We start from the raw sequence: 16,025 nt of genomic DNA on the forward strand, positions 1-16,025 counted from the left end.
CAACGTTTCATTTAAAACTGCGACGACAAATCTTGTCTATTTACTTCAGGTAAATTACAGCCAACTTATTGTTGGTTTTTTAATTAACAAATGATAAATATCACTTTTTTGAGTACCAGTACGCCCGACTTACCGCCCGAGTGATTGCGACATAGCCAAGGCGCTGCGCTTCATCCGCCATGGCCTGGTCGTAGCTGCTGCTAAAGAACCCGCAATATTGATACAGCGCGTTTCGCAACGGGTAGTGCATCGGCGTGGCGCCGTCGTCCAGGATAATCGCCACTTGCGCTTGCAGACCTTTGGCGCGGTGGATGGTCATGCACTTGACCGCCAACCTTTTATCCAGCTCGGCTTTTATGCGCTTTAGCGGTTCATTGCGCCGGCTGAGCAACAACACCGCTGTGGCCTCAGTGGAGTTACATTGCGCGGCATACTCGCACTGCTGGGTAATCTGCTTGATCAGTTGCGGCAGTTGCTGGCTAAGGTCGAAGCCGCGAATGTGCTTGAGTCCGTGATCGCCGGACTGGGCATTGCGCACGGCCGTTGCAGCCTTGTCTTGCTTGCAGGCCACTGCCTGCAGATAGTTCTGCGCATCCTCCACAATGGTGGCGATGGAACGGTAATTGGTTTCCAGCATCAGCACTTGGCTTTTGCGGGTTTTCGGTTTGCACGGGAAGTGCACGTCGAAGTTCATGAACAATTCTGGCGAGCTGCCGCGCCACGCGTAAATCGACTGCCAGTCATCACCAATAGCCATCAAGCTTACGGGCTGTTTATGAGTGCTTAAGTGCCGATGCAAGGCTTGGAGCCACTGAACGATTTGCGGCGAGATGTCCTGGAACTCATCGACCAACAAGTGGCTGTAAGCACTGGCAGCTGACTGCACAGTGCCCCCCTCCGGCGCCATAAGCATGGCACTGAGCTGAGCAAATGCGCAGTTGAAGGTCATGAGCCCCTGAGCCTGTAGAGTGGCCATGAAGTAGCCGTTGAACTGCTGCAAGGCTTTGATGAAGGTACGCTCGTGCTCAGCGCATTGCAGTTTTTGCGGCTGGATGTCGGCAATCGTGATGCCGATACTCTCAATAAACTGCGCCTGAGCATAAAAAGCCTCATGCAGCGGCACGGGCTTGAACTCGCCATTGAGCTTGAAGCCAGCCATGGGCGCTTTGCCTGGCGCGTCTGTTTGCTGGGGTGCTGGCAGTTGCAGCAGTGAATGAACCAACTCGCGGAATTCTGCAACCTCTGAATAGCACTGCTGATAGGCATCGTTGAGAAGATTTAACTGTGCTGATTGCAATCTTGCGCCCGTTAGCGGGTTATCCAGTTCACCAGCGCTGGCACCCCGCGCGCCCAACTGTTCAAACCATTGCGGATTACCCAGCGAGGCCTTGGCCATAACGCCCATGGCGGAATGGAAGGTACGTACGGTCGCGCGGGCTTGTGTTGCATCGAACGGGTATTGCCAGAACCGCAGTAGCTTAATCAGGCGCTCACGCAGCTCTGCGCACGAGGCGCTGGTAAATGAGATGACACAAAGCTTGTCGACCTCTATGCCCATATGACAAAGCATGAACACCACGCGCAAGACCAAGGTTGTCGACTTGCCTGAACCTGCGCCGGCAAAAATACGCGTGAGCGGGCTCTCACAGACAATCATCGCCCACTGCTCGTCTGAAGGTTGGCTGATCACGCCAGCTTGAACGGCGGCAGCTACCTTGTCGCGCATGGCTTGAACATGGGCCGGTGTAATGTCCATGGGCTTTGCGGAGTAAATGCCGGGTGTTGCGCGCTTTCGCCCGGCACTGGTTGGCTTAGTTTTATCCGTTACGGCTTTGCTTGCTGAAGTCTTGACAGATTTCTTGCCCGTGCGCGGTTTTGAAGTTGGCGCTAATGGACTGTGCAGGGAACCTTGCTCACGCAGGTATTCAGCCGTTCTTGGGAAGTAACGGGCTAATGCGCCGGATAAACGAAACCTGTAGCGCTTGACAGCAGAGAGCATTACCAACGTCCATCGGGTAGATGTATATCGTTGATATCATATGTTTTTTTAGGCTACTGCGGGAAATTTGCAGATACGCGAAAGTGTTTGTGGGGGCGCTGCGACTCAAAAACAAAAGCCCCTTATGCGTGGTAAGGGACTTTTGTACACGGGATAGGGATTACGCCCGCTCGATAGCCAGTGCTACGCCCTGCCCGCCGCCAATGCACAAGGTCGCAAGGCCTTTATGGGCGTCACGCTTGAGCATTTCATGGAGCAAAGTCACCAGCACCCGACAACCTGATGCGCCAATCGGATGGCCGATAGCAATAGCACCACCGTTGACGTTGACCTTCTCTGCGTCCCATTGCAGCTCTTTACCCACCGCCAGCGCTTGCGCGGCGAATGCTTCGTTCGCTTCGATCAAGTCGAGGTCAGCCAGGGACCAACCCGCTTTGGCCAGGCAACGCTGCGTGGCACTAACCGGGGCAATCCCCATGATTGCCGGGTCTACACCTGCGTTGGCATAGCTTGCGATGCGCGCGAGTACGGGCAAGCCCAATTTTTCGGCCTTTGCCGCGCTCATCAACATCACGGCAGCCGCGCCATCGTTGAGGCTGGAGGCATTACCGGCGGTTACGCTGCCGTCTTTCTTGAATGCAGGGCGTAATTTGCTCAGGCTTTCTGCGGTGGTTGCGCCTCGGGGTTGTTCGTCAGTCGCAAAAGCCACTGGCTCGCCTTTACGCTGCGGGATCATCACCGGGGTGATTTCTGCAGTGAAACGGCCCGCCTCGATCGCCGCGCTGGCTTTGGCCTGCGATTGAGCGGCAAATGCATCTTGCTCTTCACGGCTGATGGCGTACTTGTCGACCAGATTCTCGGCGGTGATGCCCATGTGGTAGTCATTGAATGCATCCCACAAGCCATCGACGATCATGCTGTCGAGCATTTGCGCGTGGCCCATACGCAAACCGGTGCGTGCGCCCGGCATTACATAGGGCGCCAGGCTCATGTTTTCCTGGCCGCCGGCAATAATCACCTCGGCATCGCCACAGCGGATGGCTTGCGCGCCCAGGTGCAGTGCTTTAAGGCCACTGCCGCAGACTTTATTGAGGGTTAGCGCCGGCACGGCGTTGGGCAGGCCCGCCTTGATTGCAGCCTGGCGCGCGGGATTTTGCCCTGCGCCTGCGGTCAACACCTGGCCCATGATGACTTCGTCTACTTCTGCGCCGTCGATACCGGTTTGTTCCAGCAGCGCGCGGATAACCACCGCGCCCAATTCAACCGCGGGTACTTGCGCCAACGCGCCCTGAAAACTGCCGACAGCTGTACGTGTGGCGGCGACGATGACGACATCCTGAATGGTTTGTTCGGTCACAAGTGTTTCTCCGTAGACTCAGGCGAACTGCATTTCTGGCACGTGATCCGGCACGATCAATTTGCCGGCTGTCTTTTCAATAATCTCCTCGACGCTCACGCCGGGTGCGCGTTCTTTGAGGATGAATGCGCCATCGCTGATTTCAAGGTAAGCCAGATCGGTGAGCACGCGTTTGATGCAGCCTGCGCCTGTGAGTGGCAAGGAGCAGCGCTCCAGCAGCTTGGATTCACCATTCTTTGAGGCGTGGGTCATGGTCACGATGATGTTCTCGGCCCCTGCGACCAGATCCATCGCGCCACCCATGCCTTTGACCAACTTGCCCGGCACCATCCAGGACGCGATATTGCCTGAGACGTCGACTTCGAATGCCCCGAGTACGGTGAGGTCAATGTGGCCGCCGCGAATCATCGCGAATGATTCTGCGGAGGAAAAAATTGAAGCACCGGTGCGCGCTGTAACCGTCTGCTTGCCGGCGTTGATCATGTCGGCATCGATTGTGTCTTCAGTCGGGAACGCGCCCATGCCAAGCAAGCCGTTCTCGGATTGCAGCATGACTTCCATGCCTTCCGGCACATAGTTGGCGACCAGCGTCGGGATGCCGATGCCAAGGTTGACGTAAAAACCATCTTGCAGCTCACGGGCAACGCGCTGCGCCATTTGTTCGCGGGAAAGGGCCATTACTTATCTCTCTCTTATCTGAAATATCGCGGTTTCGACGCGGGTGATTAGCAGCGCACGGTGCGTTGTTCGATGCGTTTCTCGAACTGGCCAAGTATCACTCGGTCGACATAAATGCCGGGGGTGTGAATCTGGGTAGGCTCCAGCTCTCCCGGTGCGACGATTTCTTCAACTTCAACCACGGTGATCTTGCCCGCAGCGGCCGCGAGCGGGTTGAAATTCTGTGCCGTGTGGCGGTAGATCACGTTGCCGTACCAGTCGGCCTTCCAGCCTTTGACGATGGCGAAGTCGCCAACGATAGAGGTTTCCATCAGGTAATCGCGGCCATTGAACTGACGGGTTTCTTTGCCCTCGGCTACCGGCGTACCGACACCCGTTGCGGTAAAGAACGCAGGAATGCCTGCGCCGCCGGCGCGCATTTTTTCAGCCAGGGTGCCTTGCGGCGTGAGTTCGACTTCTAGTTCGCCGCTGAGCAGTTGCTTTTCAAACAGCGCGTTTTCGCCGACGTATGAGGCAATCATCTTACGGATCTGGCGGTCTTCGAGCAGTACGCCGAGGCCAAAGCCATCGACGCCGCAGTTATTCGAAACAACTGTCAGGTCGCGTGCGCCCATGCGCTTGATTTCGGCGATGAGATTTTCAGGGATGCCGCACAGGCCAAAACCACCGGCGATGACGGTCATACCATCACTCAATCCAGCCATTGCCTCTGCGTAGGAGTTAACGCGCTTATCAAAACCTGCCATGTGCACTGTCCTCTTTATTATTGGGCCGCAAGCGGCTGTATGGTTTGAGTCTCGACGCAATAGCGTATTTTGTTAAGTTGATTTTTAAGCATGATTAATTAGAAAATCGAAACAATACACGCTCAGGAAAACTCAACAGATGACCATCAAACAGCTGCGGGCCTTTTTAGCAGTGGCGCAAAGCCTGAGTTTTGCTCAGGCCTGCGAACGGCTGCATCTGTCGCAGTCAGCACTGAGCCTGACGATCAAGGCGCTGGAAGACGGCCTCGGTGGGCGCCTGTTCAGCCGTACCACCCGCAACGTCAACCTGACGCCCGAGGGCGAAGCGCTGCTGCCAATGGCACGCCGGCTGCTGGCAGACTGGGAGAATGCCGAGGAACAACTTCGCCAGCGTTTCACCTTGCAACAAGGGCGCGTAACTCTTGCGGCCATGCCCTCCTTCGCCTGCAACCTGCTGCCCGATGTATTGATGAATTTCCGGGCGCGCTACCCCAACGTCAACGTGACCGTTAACGATGTCATCAACGAGCAGGTGATTGCGATGGTGCGCGACCGCGAAGTGGAGTTGGGCATTGCCTTCGAACCGGATGGCGATACATCGTTGCAGTTCACCGCGCTCTACCGTGACCGTTTTATCGCCGTGGTGGACGCAGATTCACCCTTGGCAGCGCAGCACACCGTCAGTTGGCCAACCCTTTTGCAACAGCCGTTTATTACATTGCAACGGCCCTCTGCCGTGCGGGTAATGCTTGAGCAGCATCTGGCGCGCCACGCAATGCAATTGCCGGTGGTGTTCGAGAGCCATCAGTTGGCGACAGTGGGCCGGATGGTTGCCAGCGGCCTTGGCGTGAGCGCGGTGCCGGCGTTGTGCAGGCAGCAGATGCGCGAGTTGGGCGCGCATTGCCTTGAGCTGGAAGCGCCGATTGTCGAGCGAAATATCGGCATTCTTACCAAGCCGGATAATCAGCTTTCGGTATCAGCGCAGGCCTTGTTCGACTCTTTACGGGCAATGCATGTGGCCTGAGTTGCATCACCAGACTGCAGCAAGACGGCTGGCGAGTTCACCTGCGCCAGCCGATTTAACGCGTATTTACCAGGTATAACCAGCGCCTATCAGGAAGGTGGTTTCGCCTTTGGTATCGATCAGCGGGCTGTCGGCAATATCGCTGTCGTAATGCTCGTAAGCCAACGAGGCGGTGCCGATCCAGTTCTTGCTGATGCGGTACATGGTAATCAGCGAGACCATCGGCGAAACCGTTGCGCCGGTTGAGTAGCTGGGGCGCTCGAAAGTGGCTTCATCGTCCGACACGCCACCAAAATAATAATTGGCCATTTTGCTCGAGCGCCAGACAACGCCCATTCCCGGCATCACCAGCCAGCGATCATGCAGCCAGGGGAAGTCAGCCCAGAGCAGCATTTCCTGACCGTTACTGGTACCAGTTATATCCGTCGATGCCCGGGCGGTAAGCAAGGCATACGGGGTAATAATGTTGGCACCTAAGCCTGCTTCAAGCTGCGAGTGGCGTTTATCCATGCCTTCAAACTCGTGTTCATCGTCCGGGTCTAGATTACCGAAGCGAACACGGCCATAGGCGAATGCGGCGAAGTTTTCATTTCGGTGAAAGTAATAGCGTCCCCGGTCGCCGACATACAGTAAATCGTCGCCGAAGTAGACAAAGCCCGGAATCACATAGCCCTGGCTGCCTGATGCTTCGTAGCGGGTACTTGTACCGAGTGCGACGCCGCCGACAGCAAAGCCACGCGGAATCGGCGATGTGTCGTTATCTTCGGATAACAATTGCAGCGAACCGAGCTCAACGTCGGCAAGTGCAGATTGTGTGGTCAATAGCGCGCCCATACTGGCAGCAAATGACCACATTGCGATTTTGCGAAATGCACTTACCATCAAGAATCCCCATGATGTATTCGAAGAGTCGAATCTTTTGTATTTGGCTACTGTCTTAAGGTTGGTTATAGCTGCTAGCCAAGTTATTGCTTCATTCCTTTCGCTGGCTCACAACGGGTAAGTCGATTTCCTCAACAAAAATAGCATTAATTAGCTGTTTGTATGGCTTAGGTGAACGCTATTTACCATTGCTGAAACGCTTATTGTTGGCAGTCGTTCGGTTCGCGTTGCAGCGACTATGTTTAAAAACTCACGGCCAGCCCCAGCGATAAGCCTGAGAGGTTATCGCCCAGTACGTGACGCACGACCAGGCGTGTGCGCGTAATAAACAGGTCATACGCACTTGAGTCGAATTCAAGGCCTACACCCGCTGTGGCCAGACGGTCAAAACCCAGCACTCCTCGTTGGTCGCCAAGGTATTCCGAGTAGGAAAACTCAAGCACATAGCGCAGCGGCCGGTGCATGACGTTGAACGGGGTTGGCGCGCGCCAGCGTGACCATAGATTGGCAGTTTCGGCGTTGGCGCTGCCCTGCACCACATCCGAGCCGCCGATGCTTTTGAGATGTATGTAGCTGTAGCGCAATTCGAGATCGACTTCATACTCAGGGCGCACGCGCTCCCAGTCGATCATCATTGAACCGCCCAAGCCGGCTGCACTCATGTGGCCGTCATCGAGAAAGTCGATTTCCTTGTCGAACTGACTGTTGACGAATATCCGCGCGGTGTTCAGGTCGCTGGTGACATAGCCGAGTGATACGTTGCCGATCGGCCGCAACACCACCTCATCAGACAACGGGAAGTCCCAGCCGATACCACCTGTGGCCGAAACCGAGGTCCACTTAGCGGGGACCCTGCGCGATTCGTTACCGGCAGAGGCGACGAATCTTGGGTCGTAACGGCTGTAAGCGGCTGCACCTTCGAGGTACAGCGGCAGTTCTTTGCTGATGGTGGCGCCGCCACCGAACTGGGTCATGTTGATCTCGGGATTGCCGGCGCTGTTGTCATCCACGCTGATTGAGCTGGAGGCCAGGTCGGGCACGACTGAGTAGGCCATGAGCGCCAGAATGCCGTTGGCGCGATCCTGAATATTGCCCTCTGGGAGTATAAAGCCTTCTGCAGCTGCATCTGCTGCCAAAAACATACCGATCAACGGAGCGGCATAGCGAGCATGTGGCATGAAACGACTTCCCTGTTAGAAATTAAGCATCATTCTAGACGCTGATCAGCCAAGGGTAGTGAATCTCATGTACTTTTGTTGCCCGCCTCTCATCGCGCGTGATGGCTCGCGAAAGTTCCGGCTGTAGCGAGCAGATTACCGGACTAGCGATAGCCCTCCTCGGTCAACGCGCCATCGGTAACCTTGATGGTCTGAATGTCTTCTTCAGTGATGCGGGTCTTTTTCCAACTGCCGCGGGCAAACCAGCACAGCGCAATTATCGCCACGAGAATGTTGGTGACCGGAAACGACCACCAGATGCCGGCCGAGCCAAGGGTGGTGTGCTTAGCCAGCACGTAGGCCAACGGGAACTGGATCATCCATTGCGAGACCATGGCAATAATCATCGCGCTGAGCATGTTGCCTGACGCCCGAAACGCCGACACCACGCACAGCTGAACGCCGATTCCTCCCCAAGCCAGACACATAATGCGAATGAACTGTGAGCCTTCACGAATCACCGCCTGGTCGGTAGGAGCAAATACCGCAACAATCAGCGGCGCCAGCCAGTATGCAATGCAGCCCACCAGCGTAAGGGCGGTAAAACCGTAGGCCGTGCCGAGCAGAGTGATGGTTGAAGCGCGCTGGATATTTCCGGCGCCGATGTTCTGCCCGACCAGTGTCGAGACGGCCATCGACAAGCCCATGGCCGGGATCATCACCACCTGCAGCACATTCGAGCCGATGCCGTAAGAGGCAATGGTTGTGGTGTTGAAACTGGCCACCAAGAACGACATCACGATCAGCCCGAGGCCGCGTGTCGACAGTTCAACTGAACCCGGAAAACCGAGAAAAAACGCTTTCTTGATGTAATTGAAGTCAGGCTTGAAACCGTTCCATTTGAGCTTGATGCCATGCCTGCCGCGCAGAAAAATAATCATGCCGATGCACGCGGCAATGCCCTGCGTCACCAGCGTTGCCATTGCCGCGCCCATCACGCCGTGCCCTTCGAACGGGCCGTAGCCAAAGATGAACAGCGGATCGAGGCCAAAATTGAGGATTACCGTGGCCAATACGATAAACAGCGGCACGCGGGTTTGGCCGACACCGCGCATCAATGACTGGAACATCACATAAATGAAGACGAATATCACCCCGATAAACGAGACGCGCATGTAACCGAGTGCGCCCTCCTGTACCTCGGGCGTTACGCCAAGCAGGCCGAGCAAATGCGGTGACAGGAAATAGCCGAGCGCCCCCAGCATAACCGAGGTGATGGTCACCATTAACATCGACTGCGCGGCCACATGGTTGACCATGTCTTGCTTGCCGGCGCCCATGTATTGCGCGGTGAGTGTGGCGCCGGCCATCGCTAGCCCCGAACCCATGGCTATCACCAGGAATGTAACGGGCGCGCTGACGGCCACAGCCGCGATGGCATCGGCGCCGACACGGCCGACCCAATACGCATCGGTGAGTTGGTAACCTGCTTGAAGAATGTTGGCGAGAATTATTGGAAATGCCAGCGTTAACAATGCACGCGGAATCGAGCCATTAATGAAAAGATCTTGGCGAGATTTAGCCACATGGACTCCTGTCAGCACCGAAGGGATTAAGCGGTTTGGGTCAAAGTGTAGATGCTGTTGGCAGCCGCCAAACTGGAAAAAAACCGCAGCACATCAGCAACACAACGACAGGGGCGCGTTGTGATGGGAGAACCACCGCGATTTATTACCCGCGAGATCGAGGCAGACAGATGTTGAGCTGCCTCGCTGCGTTGATCAGTCCTGCATCTCGCTCAATTGCTTGAGCATCGAGGTGTAGTTAGCAACGCCCTGCGCACCCGTGACCAGATGCCGGCGATTGAAGACAACCGCAGGCACGCCGGTGATTTGTTGCTGAACCCAGAACTGCTCGTTCTCGCGCACCTCATCGGCGTAGCGCTGATCCTGCAAAACGGCCAGTGCCTGCGCCCGGTCCAGGCCAATTTCAGCGGCGATATCGGCCAGCACGTTGATATCGGACAGATTACGGCGATCGGTAAAATGAGCCGTGAACAGCGCCATTTTCAGGTCATGTTTGCGCCCGCCCTGCTCGGCCCAACGCAACAACTGATGGGCGTTGAAGGTGTTGTGCATGCGCATGTCTTCGCTGAAACGAAAATCGATTCCCAGCTCATTACCGATTTCGGTCATGCGGGCACGGTTTTCTGCCGACTCGGCGTCGGTGCTGCCGTACTTCTCTTTGATGTGCTCGCGCAGATTTTGTCCCTCGGCGGGCATTTGCGGATTCAACTCAAACGGCTGCCAGTTAATTTCATAGGCCGTACCGGTCGCGTGCAGCGCCTGAGCGAGTTGCTTGTAGCCGATCACACACCAGGGGCACATCACGTCAGAGACAATGTCGATCTGCAATACAGGGGTTGAGCTGCTCATAGTGGCTCCAAAGCTTTTATTCAAACACTTGCGTCATAGACTGCCACAGGCCGGTTTAATTCACCGGCGTAGTGGCGAGGTGCTGATTGCGAGAATAGCGCGTCATGCCATCAAAAACGTTTTGCAAGGCACGTACAGCTGAGTCAACGCGTGCCGACGCCAAGCAATTGTCAGCTAAGCAGCACTCATGCTGCGACTGAAACGATCAGGTCAAACCGGCCATGCGCCTTAACCGCTCGATGCTGGCAGGTTCTTCATCCCGTTGTTCTGCAGCAGCCAGCCGCATGATTACCTGCTTGCGGCGGATTTGGGTTTTGGGCAGCGCGTAGACCGCGCCAATCAATTCACGCAGCGGCATTGGCAACTGCCAGTTAACCTTGAGGCTATTGGCAAAATTCTCGCTGAACAGATTGATTGCTTGCAGCAATTCATCTTCATCCAGGCTCGAGCCACTGTTGACCCAGACCTGCGCATGATAAAGCACGCAGAGTTCGCCCATGCGGTGCAGCAACGCGGCGGTATGCAGCAGAGCCGGTTCTTTATTGCACTTTACGGCCAAGGCGACCGCCTTTTCAGCGAGCTGATCTGTGGCGAGAAGCTGGCGTTCAATAATCTCTTTAACCGGCCCCTCTGCCTGTTGTGTAAATTGGCGCAGCGCCATACCGAGGGCGATGTTCAGGCTCGTTTGCACGCCAAGTTTGCGCAACGCTTCAAGGTGGCTGAGGCACGCACGCCCATCGGTGTTATAGGCCGTGCTGTTGGCTACCGCGACCAGCTTCGCGCACAGCGCAGGATCATGCTTCATCGACTCGGCTAATTTGCGCAGATCGAATGACTGACCATCCAGATAGCTGAGTAATTGCGTACGCACTGCGGCAATCACAGGAAGGTCCAGCGCTTGCGCCGGTAATGTAGCCAGATGCTCCTTGAAGCTTGTGCTGTGCGCGGGCGAATTATCTGTGGCGGTATCGGCAGGCAGCAGTTTGCTCAGGCAGTCGAGCACATGACGCACCTGAAACGGTTTGGTGATGAAGGCGCTGATACCCAACGGCCGGACTGCCATGATGCTAGACCGATCCGCCTGCCCGGTAATGATCACCAGCGGTGTAGTACTGTCGGTTCGCCGGATCTGTTTGAGCAAGTCGCTGCCTGGCGCATCGGGCAGGCTCAGTTCACTCATCACCAGTTGATAGTCGCCTTCGCGGTGCGCAGCAATCGCTTGGTGCACGCGGCTGAAAATATCGACTTTCAGATTGGGGCTGATGCTCAGGATGATCTTCTCTAGAACCTCCGCGTTCCATGGGTCGTTATCCAGAATCATCACGCGCATAACATTTCCTTATCAGCCTTAACTCGCACCTTACACCTGCAATAACTCAACACACTGCCCTCTGCGCTGCAGTTAGCTCAGGCGGGTTCAGATCGCAATAATGCCAATCGGTGGCACGGGTTGAGCAGGCAAGTCTTATTACACATTATAAAGGTAAGGTTAATTGGCGGATATTGTGATCGCACTGGGCGGCGCCTTTCAATACTGCCTGAGGATGAGTCACTTAGAAATGCCCATGCCAGAGCCATGGAGAGGTAATAAGACTTCTCAATTCGACTCGTAGTTGTTATGTTATTACGTATTACATTAATGCAGCCTGCATCCCATCCAGTCTCCCTTCTCTGTGCGAATTTACATGATCTCTGCAAAGGCAACGCTTGCTTACCCCGTGAAGTCATCACGATTGTCCTCGATTGATGCGCTTCGCGGACTGGTGATTCTGTTTATGCTTCTCGACCATGTGCGCGAGACGTTTTTCCTGCATCGTCAGGTGCTCGACCCGATGGATATCGACACCACGCAACCTTCGCTGTTTTTCAGCAGAACGTTGGCGCACTTGTGCGCGCCGGTTTTTGTGTTACTGACCGGACTGTCTGCGTACCTGTATGGCCAGAAAAATCAGGGCACATCTGATGTCTCACTTTTTCTGTTCAAGCGCGGCCTGTTTCTGGTGGTGCTCGAATTCACGCTCGTCAACTTCGCCTGGACATTCCAGTTCCCGCCAAGCGTGATTTACCTGCAGGTGATCTGGGCAATCGGCGTCAGCATGATTGCCCTTTCAGCACTGGTTTGGCTGCCGCGCAGTCTTCTGTGCGCGCTTGGATTGATGATCGTCACCGGACATAATCTGCTCGATGCAACGCACTTCCCTGTCGGCTCAGCAATGCATGTGCCGTGGGCGATTCTGCATGATCGTGGCTGGATAGAGTTCTCAGATAACCTGCGCCTGCGCACTTCATATCCGCTGCTGCCGTGGATAGGCGTAATCGCTCTGGGCTACTGCATGGGACCGTGGTTCACCAACGTCACTGACACCGTGAAACGTCAGCGCTATCTGCTGGTCGCCGGATTAGCCTCATTGTCAACTTTTGTGGTTCTGCGGCTGATCAACGCCTACGGCGACTCGCCCTGGGTAATCGCTGAAACCAGCACGCAAACACTGATGAGCTTTTTCAATATCACCAAGTACCCGCCTTCCCTGTTGTTTCTGGCCTTAACCCTTGGCGTTGGCCTTCTGTTACTGCGCAGTTTCGAACAGCCGAAATTGCACAAAGTAGTGCAAACACTTGCCGTGTATGGCGCAGCGCCGATGTTCTTTTATCTGTTGCATCTATACGTCTTGAAAGTGCTCTACGTATTGGCAGTAGCCTTGTTCGGTCTTAATCACGGCGACTATTTCGGCGTTGATGGCATAAGTGCCGTATGGATTATTGCCGTGCTGCTGGCCTGCGCGTTGTACATCCCGGTGCGTTGGTTTGCGCGGCTGAAGGCGCGTCGCCGTGACATCAAGTGGCTCAAGTACCTGTAAGCCATTCACCTTAGAGGCTGCCGAGTCCTCGGCAAGCAAACGTGAAAACCAAAAGATGAGTACAGTTCGTATCCCCTCTGCCTTGCTGCTGGCTTTGAGCAGCCCTTGGGCGGTTGCTGAGTCCGCGCAATCACAATCAAACGGTTTTATCGACGACGCAACATGGAGCCTGTTGAACCGCAGCGTTTTTGATCACCGTGAATATCGCAACGGCGCCAGCAACAACGCCGCGCGCAACGCCTATAAGCCACGCTCGGAACGCAACGGTTATGCCGAGGAATGGGCGTACGGCCTGATGGGCACCGTTCAATCCGGCTTTACCCGTGGCGCCGTCGGATTTGGTCTTGATGCTCACGCCTACCAAGCTTTGCAACTCGACAGCGGTGGCGGCCGCGCGGGTAAAGCGCGCCTGCTCGGGCTGGATAATTCCGGACATCCAAAGCGTGAGTTCAGTCGTGGCGGCGCAGCATTGAAAATGCGGGTGGCAGATACGGTTGTTGCCTATGGCGAACAACGGGTCAAAACACCGGTTTCCAGTTCATCCGACAGCCGACTCTTGCCAGAAACAGCGACGGGACTGTTCCTGACCAGCAATCAGTTTGAGAACGTAAAGCTCGTTGCTGGGCATTTCACCGAGAGCACAGACCGCAACGCCAGCAGTCACGATCAAGGTTTTGTCGTGAACTACTCAAATGGACAGCAAGGTAATTCGTTCGACTTGGCTGGCGTTACAGTCAGCCCAAACCGTCAGCTAAGCACCAGTCTTTTCAGCTCACGCTATGCAGACAGCTGGAATCAACAGTATCTCGGTGCAACCCTGACTCAGCCGCTTGCACAGGGCCAGGCGCTGTCGACGACCTTCAACTTGTATCGAACCACTGATACCGGCAAAGCCTTTTCAGGGCAGATCGACAACACCACATGGAGTTTATTGACCACCTACATCAAGGGCCCGCACAGTTTTAGCCTTGGCTTTCAACAGGTAGATGGCAACAGCCCTTTTGATTACGTCACCCGTGGCGCCATCTTCATCACCAATGCCGTGCAGTTGTCAGACTTCAACGCCCCCAACGAACAGTCTTGGCAAGCACGCTACAGCTTGGATACAGCGCGCTGGGGCATACCCGGCCTGCAACTCAGCGCCGGTTATGTGCGCGGTAGCAAGATCGATGGCAGCCACGTCGACACGGCGGGCGGATACGCCTATTTGGGCTACGGCAAGGGCGGCAAACATTGGGAGCGCGACTTGGAGGCGCGTTATGTCGTGCAGAGCGGTGCCGGTAAAGGGACTGCATTTTCACTGCGCCATAACGTGCACCGCGGCAACAAGGCGCAGGCCGAATTGGACACAGACCAGATACGCCTCGCCGTGGAATACCCGCTCACAGGTAGATTCTGATTCTGCTTGAATAGCCCGCAAGCCAGATACGAAAAAGCCCCGCCTGAATGAACAGCGCGAGGCTTTTTGATGTGAGCGAACTGGTGCATGACAGCAGCACTCTCAAATCCCACATTGGCCAACACGGAAACCTATCAGGTGAGCGCAAAGGCGAGAAATCCACACCAACAAAATAACAATTGCGGACCACGCTCAGAATTGCGGACCAAAAACAACAAAGGCCTACCCCGTGTAATCGGCGGTAAGCTTTTGTTTTGAATATGGTGCCCGAAGCCGGAATCGAACCGGCACGGGGTTACCCCCGAGGGATTTTAAGTCCCTTGCGTCTACCGATTTCGCCATTCGGGCGGCAGAAGCAGTGCGTTTAATCGCTCGGCATTTAACCTTAAATTCAAAGAGTTATCAATCACTTGGGCCGATAAAAATGTCGGCTGAAAGCAATTCCAGGAAAAATGATTGATATCCTTAATAGCTAATGCCCTGCGGTGCGTACGACTAAGGCCTTTCTAAATTTGATTGCGCTCTACAACTGCACTCCAGATATCGTCATCAATTATTGTGCTGTGTACTCGAATGCTCCGGCACACATTGGCTATTGGCTATCGCTTATGAAACTTGGCGTACTATCGACTGAAAGGCTCGAACTGCTCCGACCACTTCAACTTTACGACTTACCAGTAACAGGTCTGCCTGAGGCTGCGCATCCGCCAAAGACTTATAGGTCACGCCAGGTATGCAGATGCCAAGCAGTGATTCAGGCACTAGTGCGACGCCCAGACCAGAGGGACCATAGCTAATTTTAGGATTAATCGTTCGTATCCATTTATTTGATTTTTTAACCGCGCGAGAAGATGCTCGAAGGCCCAAGCAATTTAAGGAGCGCGCTGTGCAAACTTATATTGAAGACCGGCTGCAAATCACTGACCTCATGAATGGCTGGATTCACCGCGATCTTGAGCAATGGCAGCAATTGGCTGACACGTTTCATCCCGATGGAATTATCGAGATCACGTGGTTTGAAGGTCCGTTCACAGAATTCATCGCCGGGTCTAAACGGATGGGTGGCTCCGACCTGCGCACAAAGCACCTGATCGGCGCTCCAGTCGTTACGTTCAATGGTGCCAAAGCAATTGTCGAAACCAATGCGGTGATCATTGCAGAGAATGCTCAGCTTAACCTGGGCTGCGCCGTGCATAACCGCTTCTATGATCGCGTAGAAAAGCGCGAGGGCCTTTGGAAAATAGTCAAACGCCAGAGCATTTACGACATGGGGGCCTTCACATTCCCCTCAGGACCGGTAGAAGTTGATCGCGCAGTAGTAGAGAAATACCCGCGTGAATATGCCGCCCTTGCCTATCTGCTGGAAAAAAGCGGCTTCCCGCTCAGTCGCGTATTTGCCACCCGCGGCAGCGAACTGGAAAGCAAGATAAAGGAAGAAGGTAACGCCTGGCTGAACACTGACTAAGGCGCGTTAAGCACCGATGCAGATA

13 protein-coding genes and 1 tRNA gene are annotated in these 16,025 nt (G+C 55.0%); 4 read left to right on the plus strand and 10 right to left on the minus strand.

Features of this window, described 5'->3' with window-relative positions; translation table 11 throughout:
* Positions 1-100 precede the first annotated feature (100 nt).
* The 4 genes from FEZ62_RS18565 to FEZ62_RS18580 form a co-directional block, all read right to left on the minus strand.
* On the minus strand, positions 101-1,756 hold the full coding sequence (locus FEZ62_RS18565; RefSeq protein WP_345940456.1) for a DEAD/DEAH box helicase: 1,656 nt from the start codon (positions 1,754-1,756) through the stop codon (positions 101-103).
* Positions 1,757-2,159: 403 nt separating this feature from the next.
* On the minus strand, positions 2,160-3,341 hold the full coding sequence (locus FEZ62_RS18570; protein ID WP_172929477.1) for an acetyl-CoA C-acetyltransferase: 1,182 nt from the start codon (positions 3,339-3,341) through the stop codon (positions 2,160-2,162).
* 33 nt (positions 3,342-3,374) lie between these two features.
* Complete coding sequence (locus FEZ62_RS18575) at positions 3,375-4,034, minus strand: CoA transferase subunit B (protein ID WP_172929382.1); 660 nt, start codon at positions 4,032-4,034, stop codon at positions 3,375-3,377.
* Positions 4,035-4,081: 47 nt separating this feature from the next.
* A complete protein-coding gene (locus FEZ62_RS18580; RefSeq protein ID WP_172929383.1) occupies positions 4,082-4,780 on the minus strand; it encodes a CoA transferase subunit A in 699 nt (232 codons plus the stop codon).
* Positions 4,781-4,919: 139 nt separating this feature from the next.
* Between FEZ62_RS18580 and FEZ62_RS18585 the strand changes: the two genes are divergently transcribed.
* A complete protein-coding gene (locus FEZ62_RS18585) occupies positions 4,920-5,804 on the plus strand; it encodes a LysR family transcriptional regulator (RefSeq protein ID WP_172929384.1) in 885 nt (294 codons plus the stop codon).
* Positions 5,805-5,870: 66 nt separating this feature from the next.
* On the opposite strand, the gene FEZ62_RS18590 is transcribed toward FEZ62_RS18585, so the two are convergent.
* The 5 genes from FEZ62_RS18590 to FEZ62_RS18610 all read right to left on the minus strand — a co-directional run bounded on the left by FEZ62_RS18590 (position 5,871) and on the right by FEZ62_RS18610 (position 11,608).
* The gene (locus FEZ62_RS18590) at positions 5,871-6,626 is read right to left on the minus strand and encodes a MipA/OmpV family protein (protein ID WP_201970352.1); all 756 of its coding nucleotides are present in this window, start codon (positions 6,624-6,626) and stop codon (positions 5,871-5,873) included.
* 302 nt (positions 6,627-6,928) lie between these two features.
* Positions 6,929-7,864, minus strand: a complete 936-nt coding sequence (locus tag FEZ62_RS18595; protein ID WP_172929385.1) for an autotransporter outer membrane beta-barrel domain-containing protein — start codon at positions 7,862-7,864, stop codon at positions 6,929-6,931.
* Positions 7,865-8,007: 143 nt separating this feature from the next.
* On the minus strand, positions 8,008-9,429 hold the full coding sequence (locus FEZ62_RS18600; RefSeq protein WP_172929386.1) for an MATE family efflux transporter: 1,422 nt from the start codon (positions 9,427-9,429) through the stop codon (positions 8,008-8,010).
* A 195-nt stretch (positions 9,430-9,624) separates the two neighbouring features.
* Positions 9,625-10,278 (minus strand): DsbA family oxidoreductase, encoded by a 654-nt coding sequence (locus FEZ62_RS18605; RefSeq protein ID WP_172929387.1) that lies wholly within the window; start codon positions 10,276-10,278, stop codon positions 9,625-9,627.
* 205 nt (positions 10,279-10,483) lie between these two features.
* Complete coding sequence (locus FEZ62_RS18610; protein ID WP_172929388.1) at positions 10,484-11,608, minus strand: HDOD domain-containing protein; 1,125 nt, start codon at positions 11,606-11,608, stop codon at positions 10,484-10,486.
* Between the two features lie 355 nt (positions 11,609-11,963).
* On the opposite strand from FEZ62_RS18610, the gene FEZ62_RS18615 reads away from it, so the two are divergent.
* Together FEZ62_RS18615 and FEZ62_RS18620 are read left to right on the plus strand one after the other, a co-directional pair.
* Complete coding sequence (locus tag FEZ62_RS18615; protein WP_172929389.1) at positions 11,964-13,136, plus strand: DUF1624 domain-containing protein; 1,173 nt, start codon at positions 11,964-11,966, stop codon at positions 13,134-13,136.
* Between the two features lie 55 nt (positions 13,137-13,191).
* On the plus strand, positions 13,192-14,535 hold the full coding sequence (locus tag FEZ62_RS18620; protein ID WP_172929390.1) for an OprD family porin: 1,344 nt from the start codon (positions 13,192-13,194) through the stop codon (positions 14,533-14,535).
* A 261-nt stretch (positions 14,536-14,796) separates the two neighbouring features.
* On the opposite strand, the gene FEZ62_RS18625 is transcribed toward FEZ62_RS18620, so the two are convergent.
* Positions 14,797-14,883: transfer RNA gene (locus FEZ62_RS18625), tRNA-Leu, on the minus strand.
* 538 nt (positions 14,884-15,421) lie between these two features.
* Here FEZ62_RS18625 and FEZ62_RS18630 point away from each other — a divergent pair.
* The gene (locus FEZ62_RS18630; RefSeq protein WP_172929391.1) at positions 15,422-16,000 is read left to right on the plus strand and encodes a nuclear transport factor 2 family protein; all 579 of its coding nucleotides are present in this window, start codon (positions 15,422-15,424) and stop codon (positions 15,998-16,000) included.
* Positions 16,001-16,025: the final 25 nt, after the last annotated feature.

The sequence above is a fragment of the Pseudomonas sp. MS19 genome, from assembly GCF_013277615.1.
In the GTDB taxonomy this organism is placed as follows: Bacteria; Pseudomonadota; Gammaproteobacteria; order Pseudomonadales; family Pseudomonadaceae; genus Aquipseudomonas; species Aquipseudomonas marincola.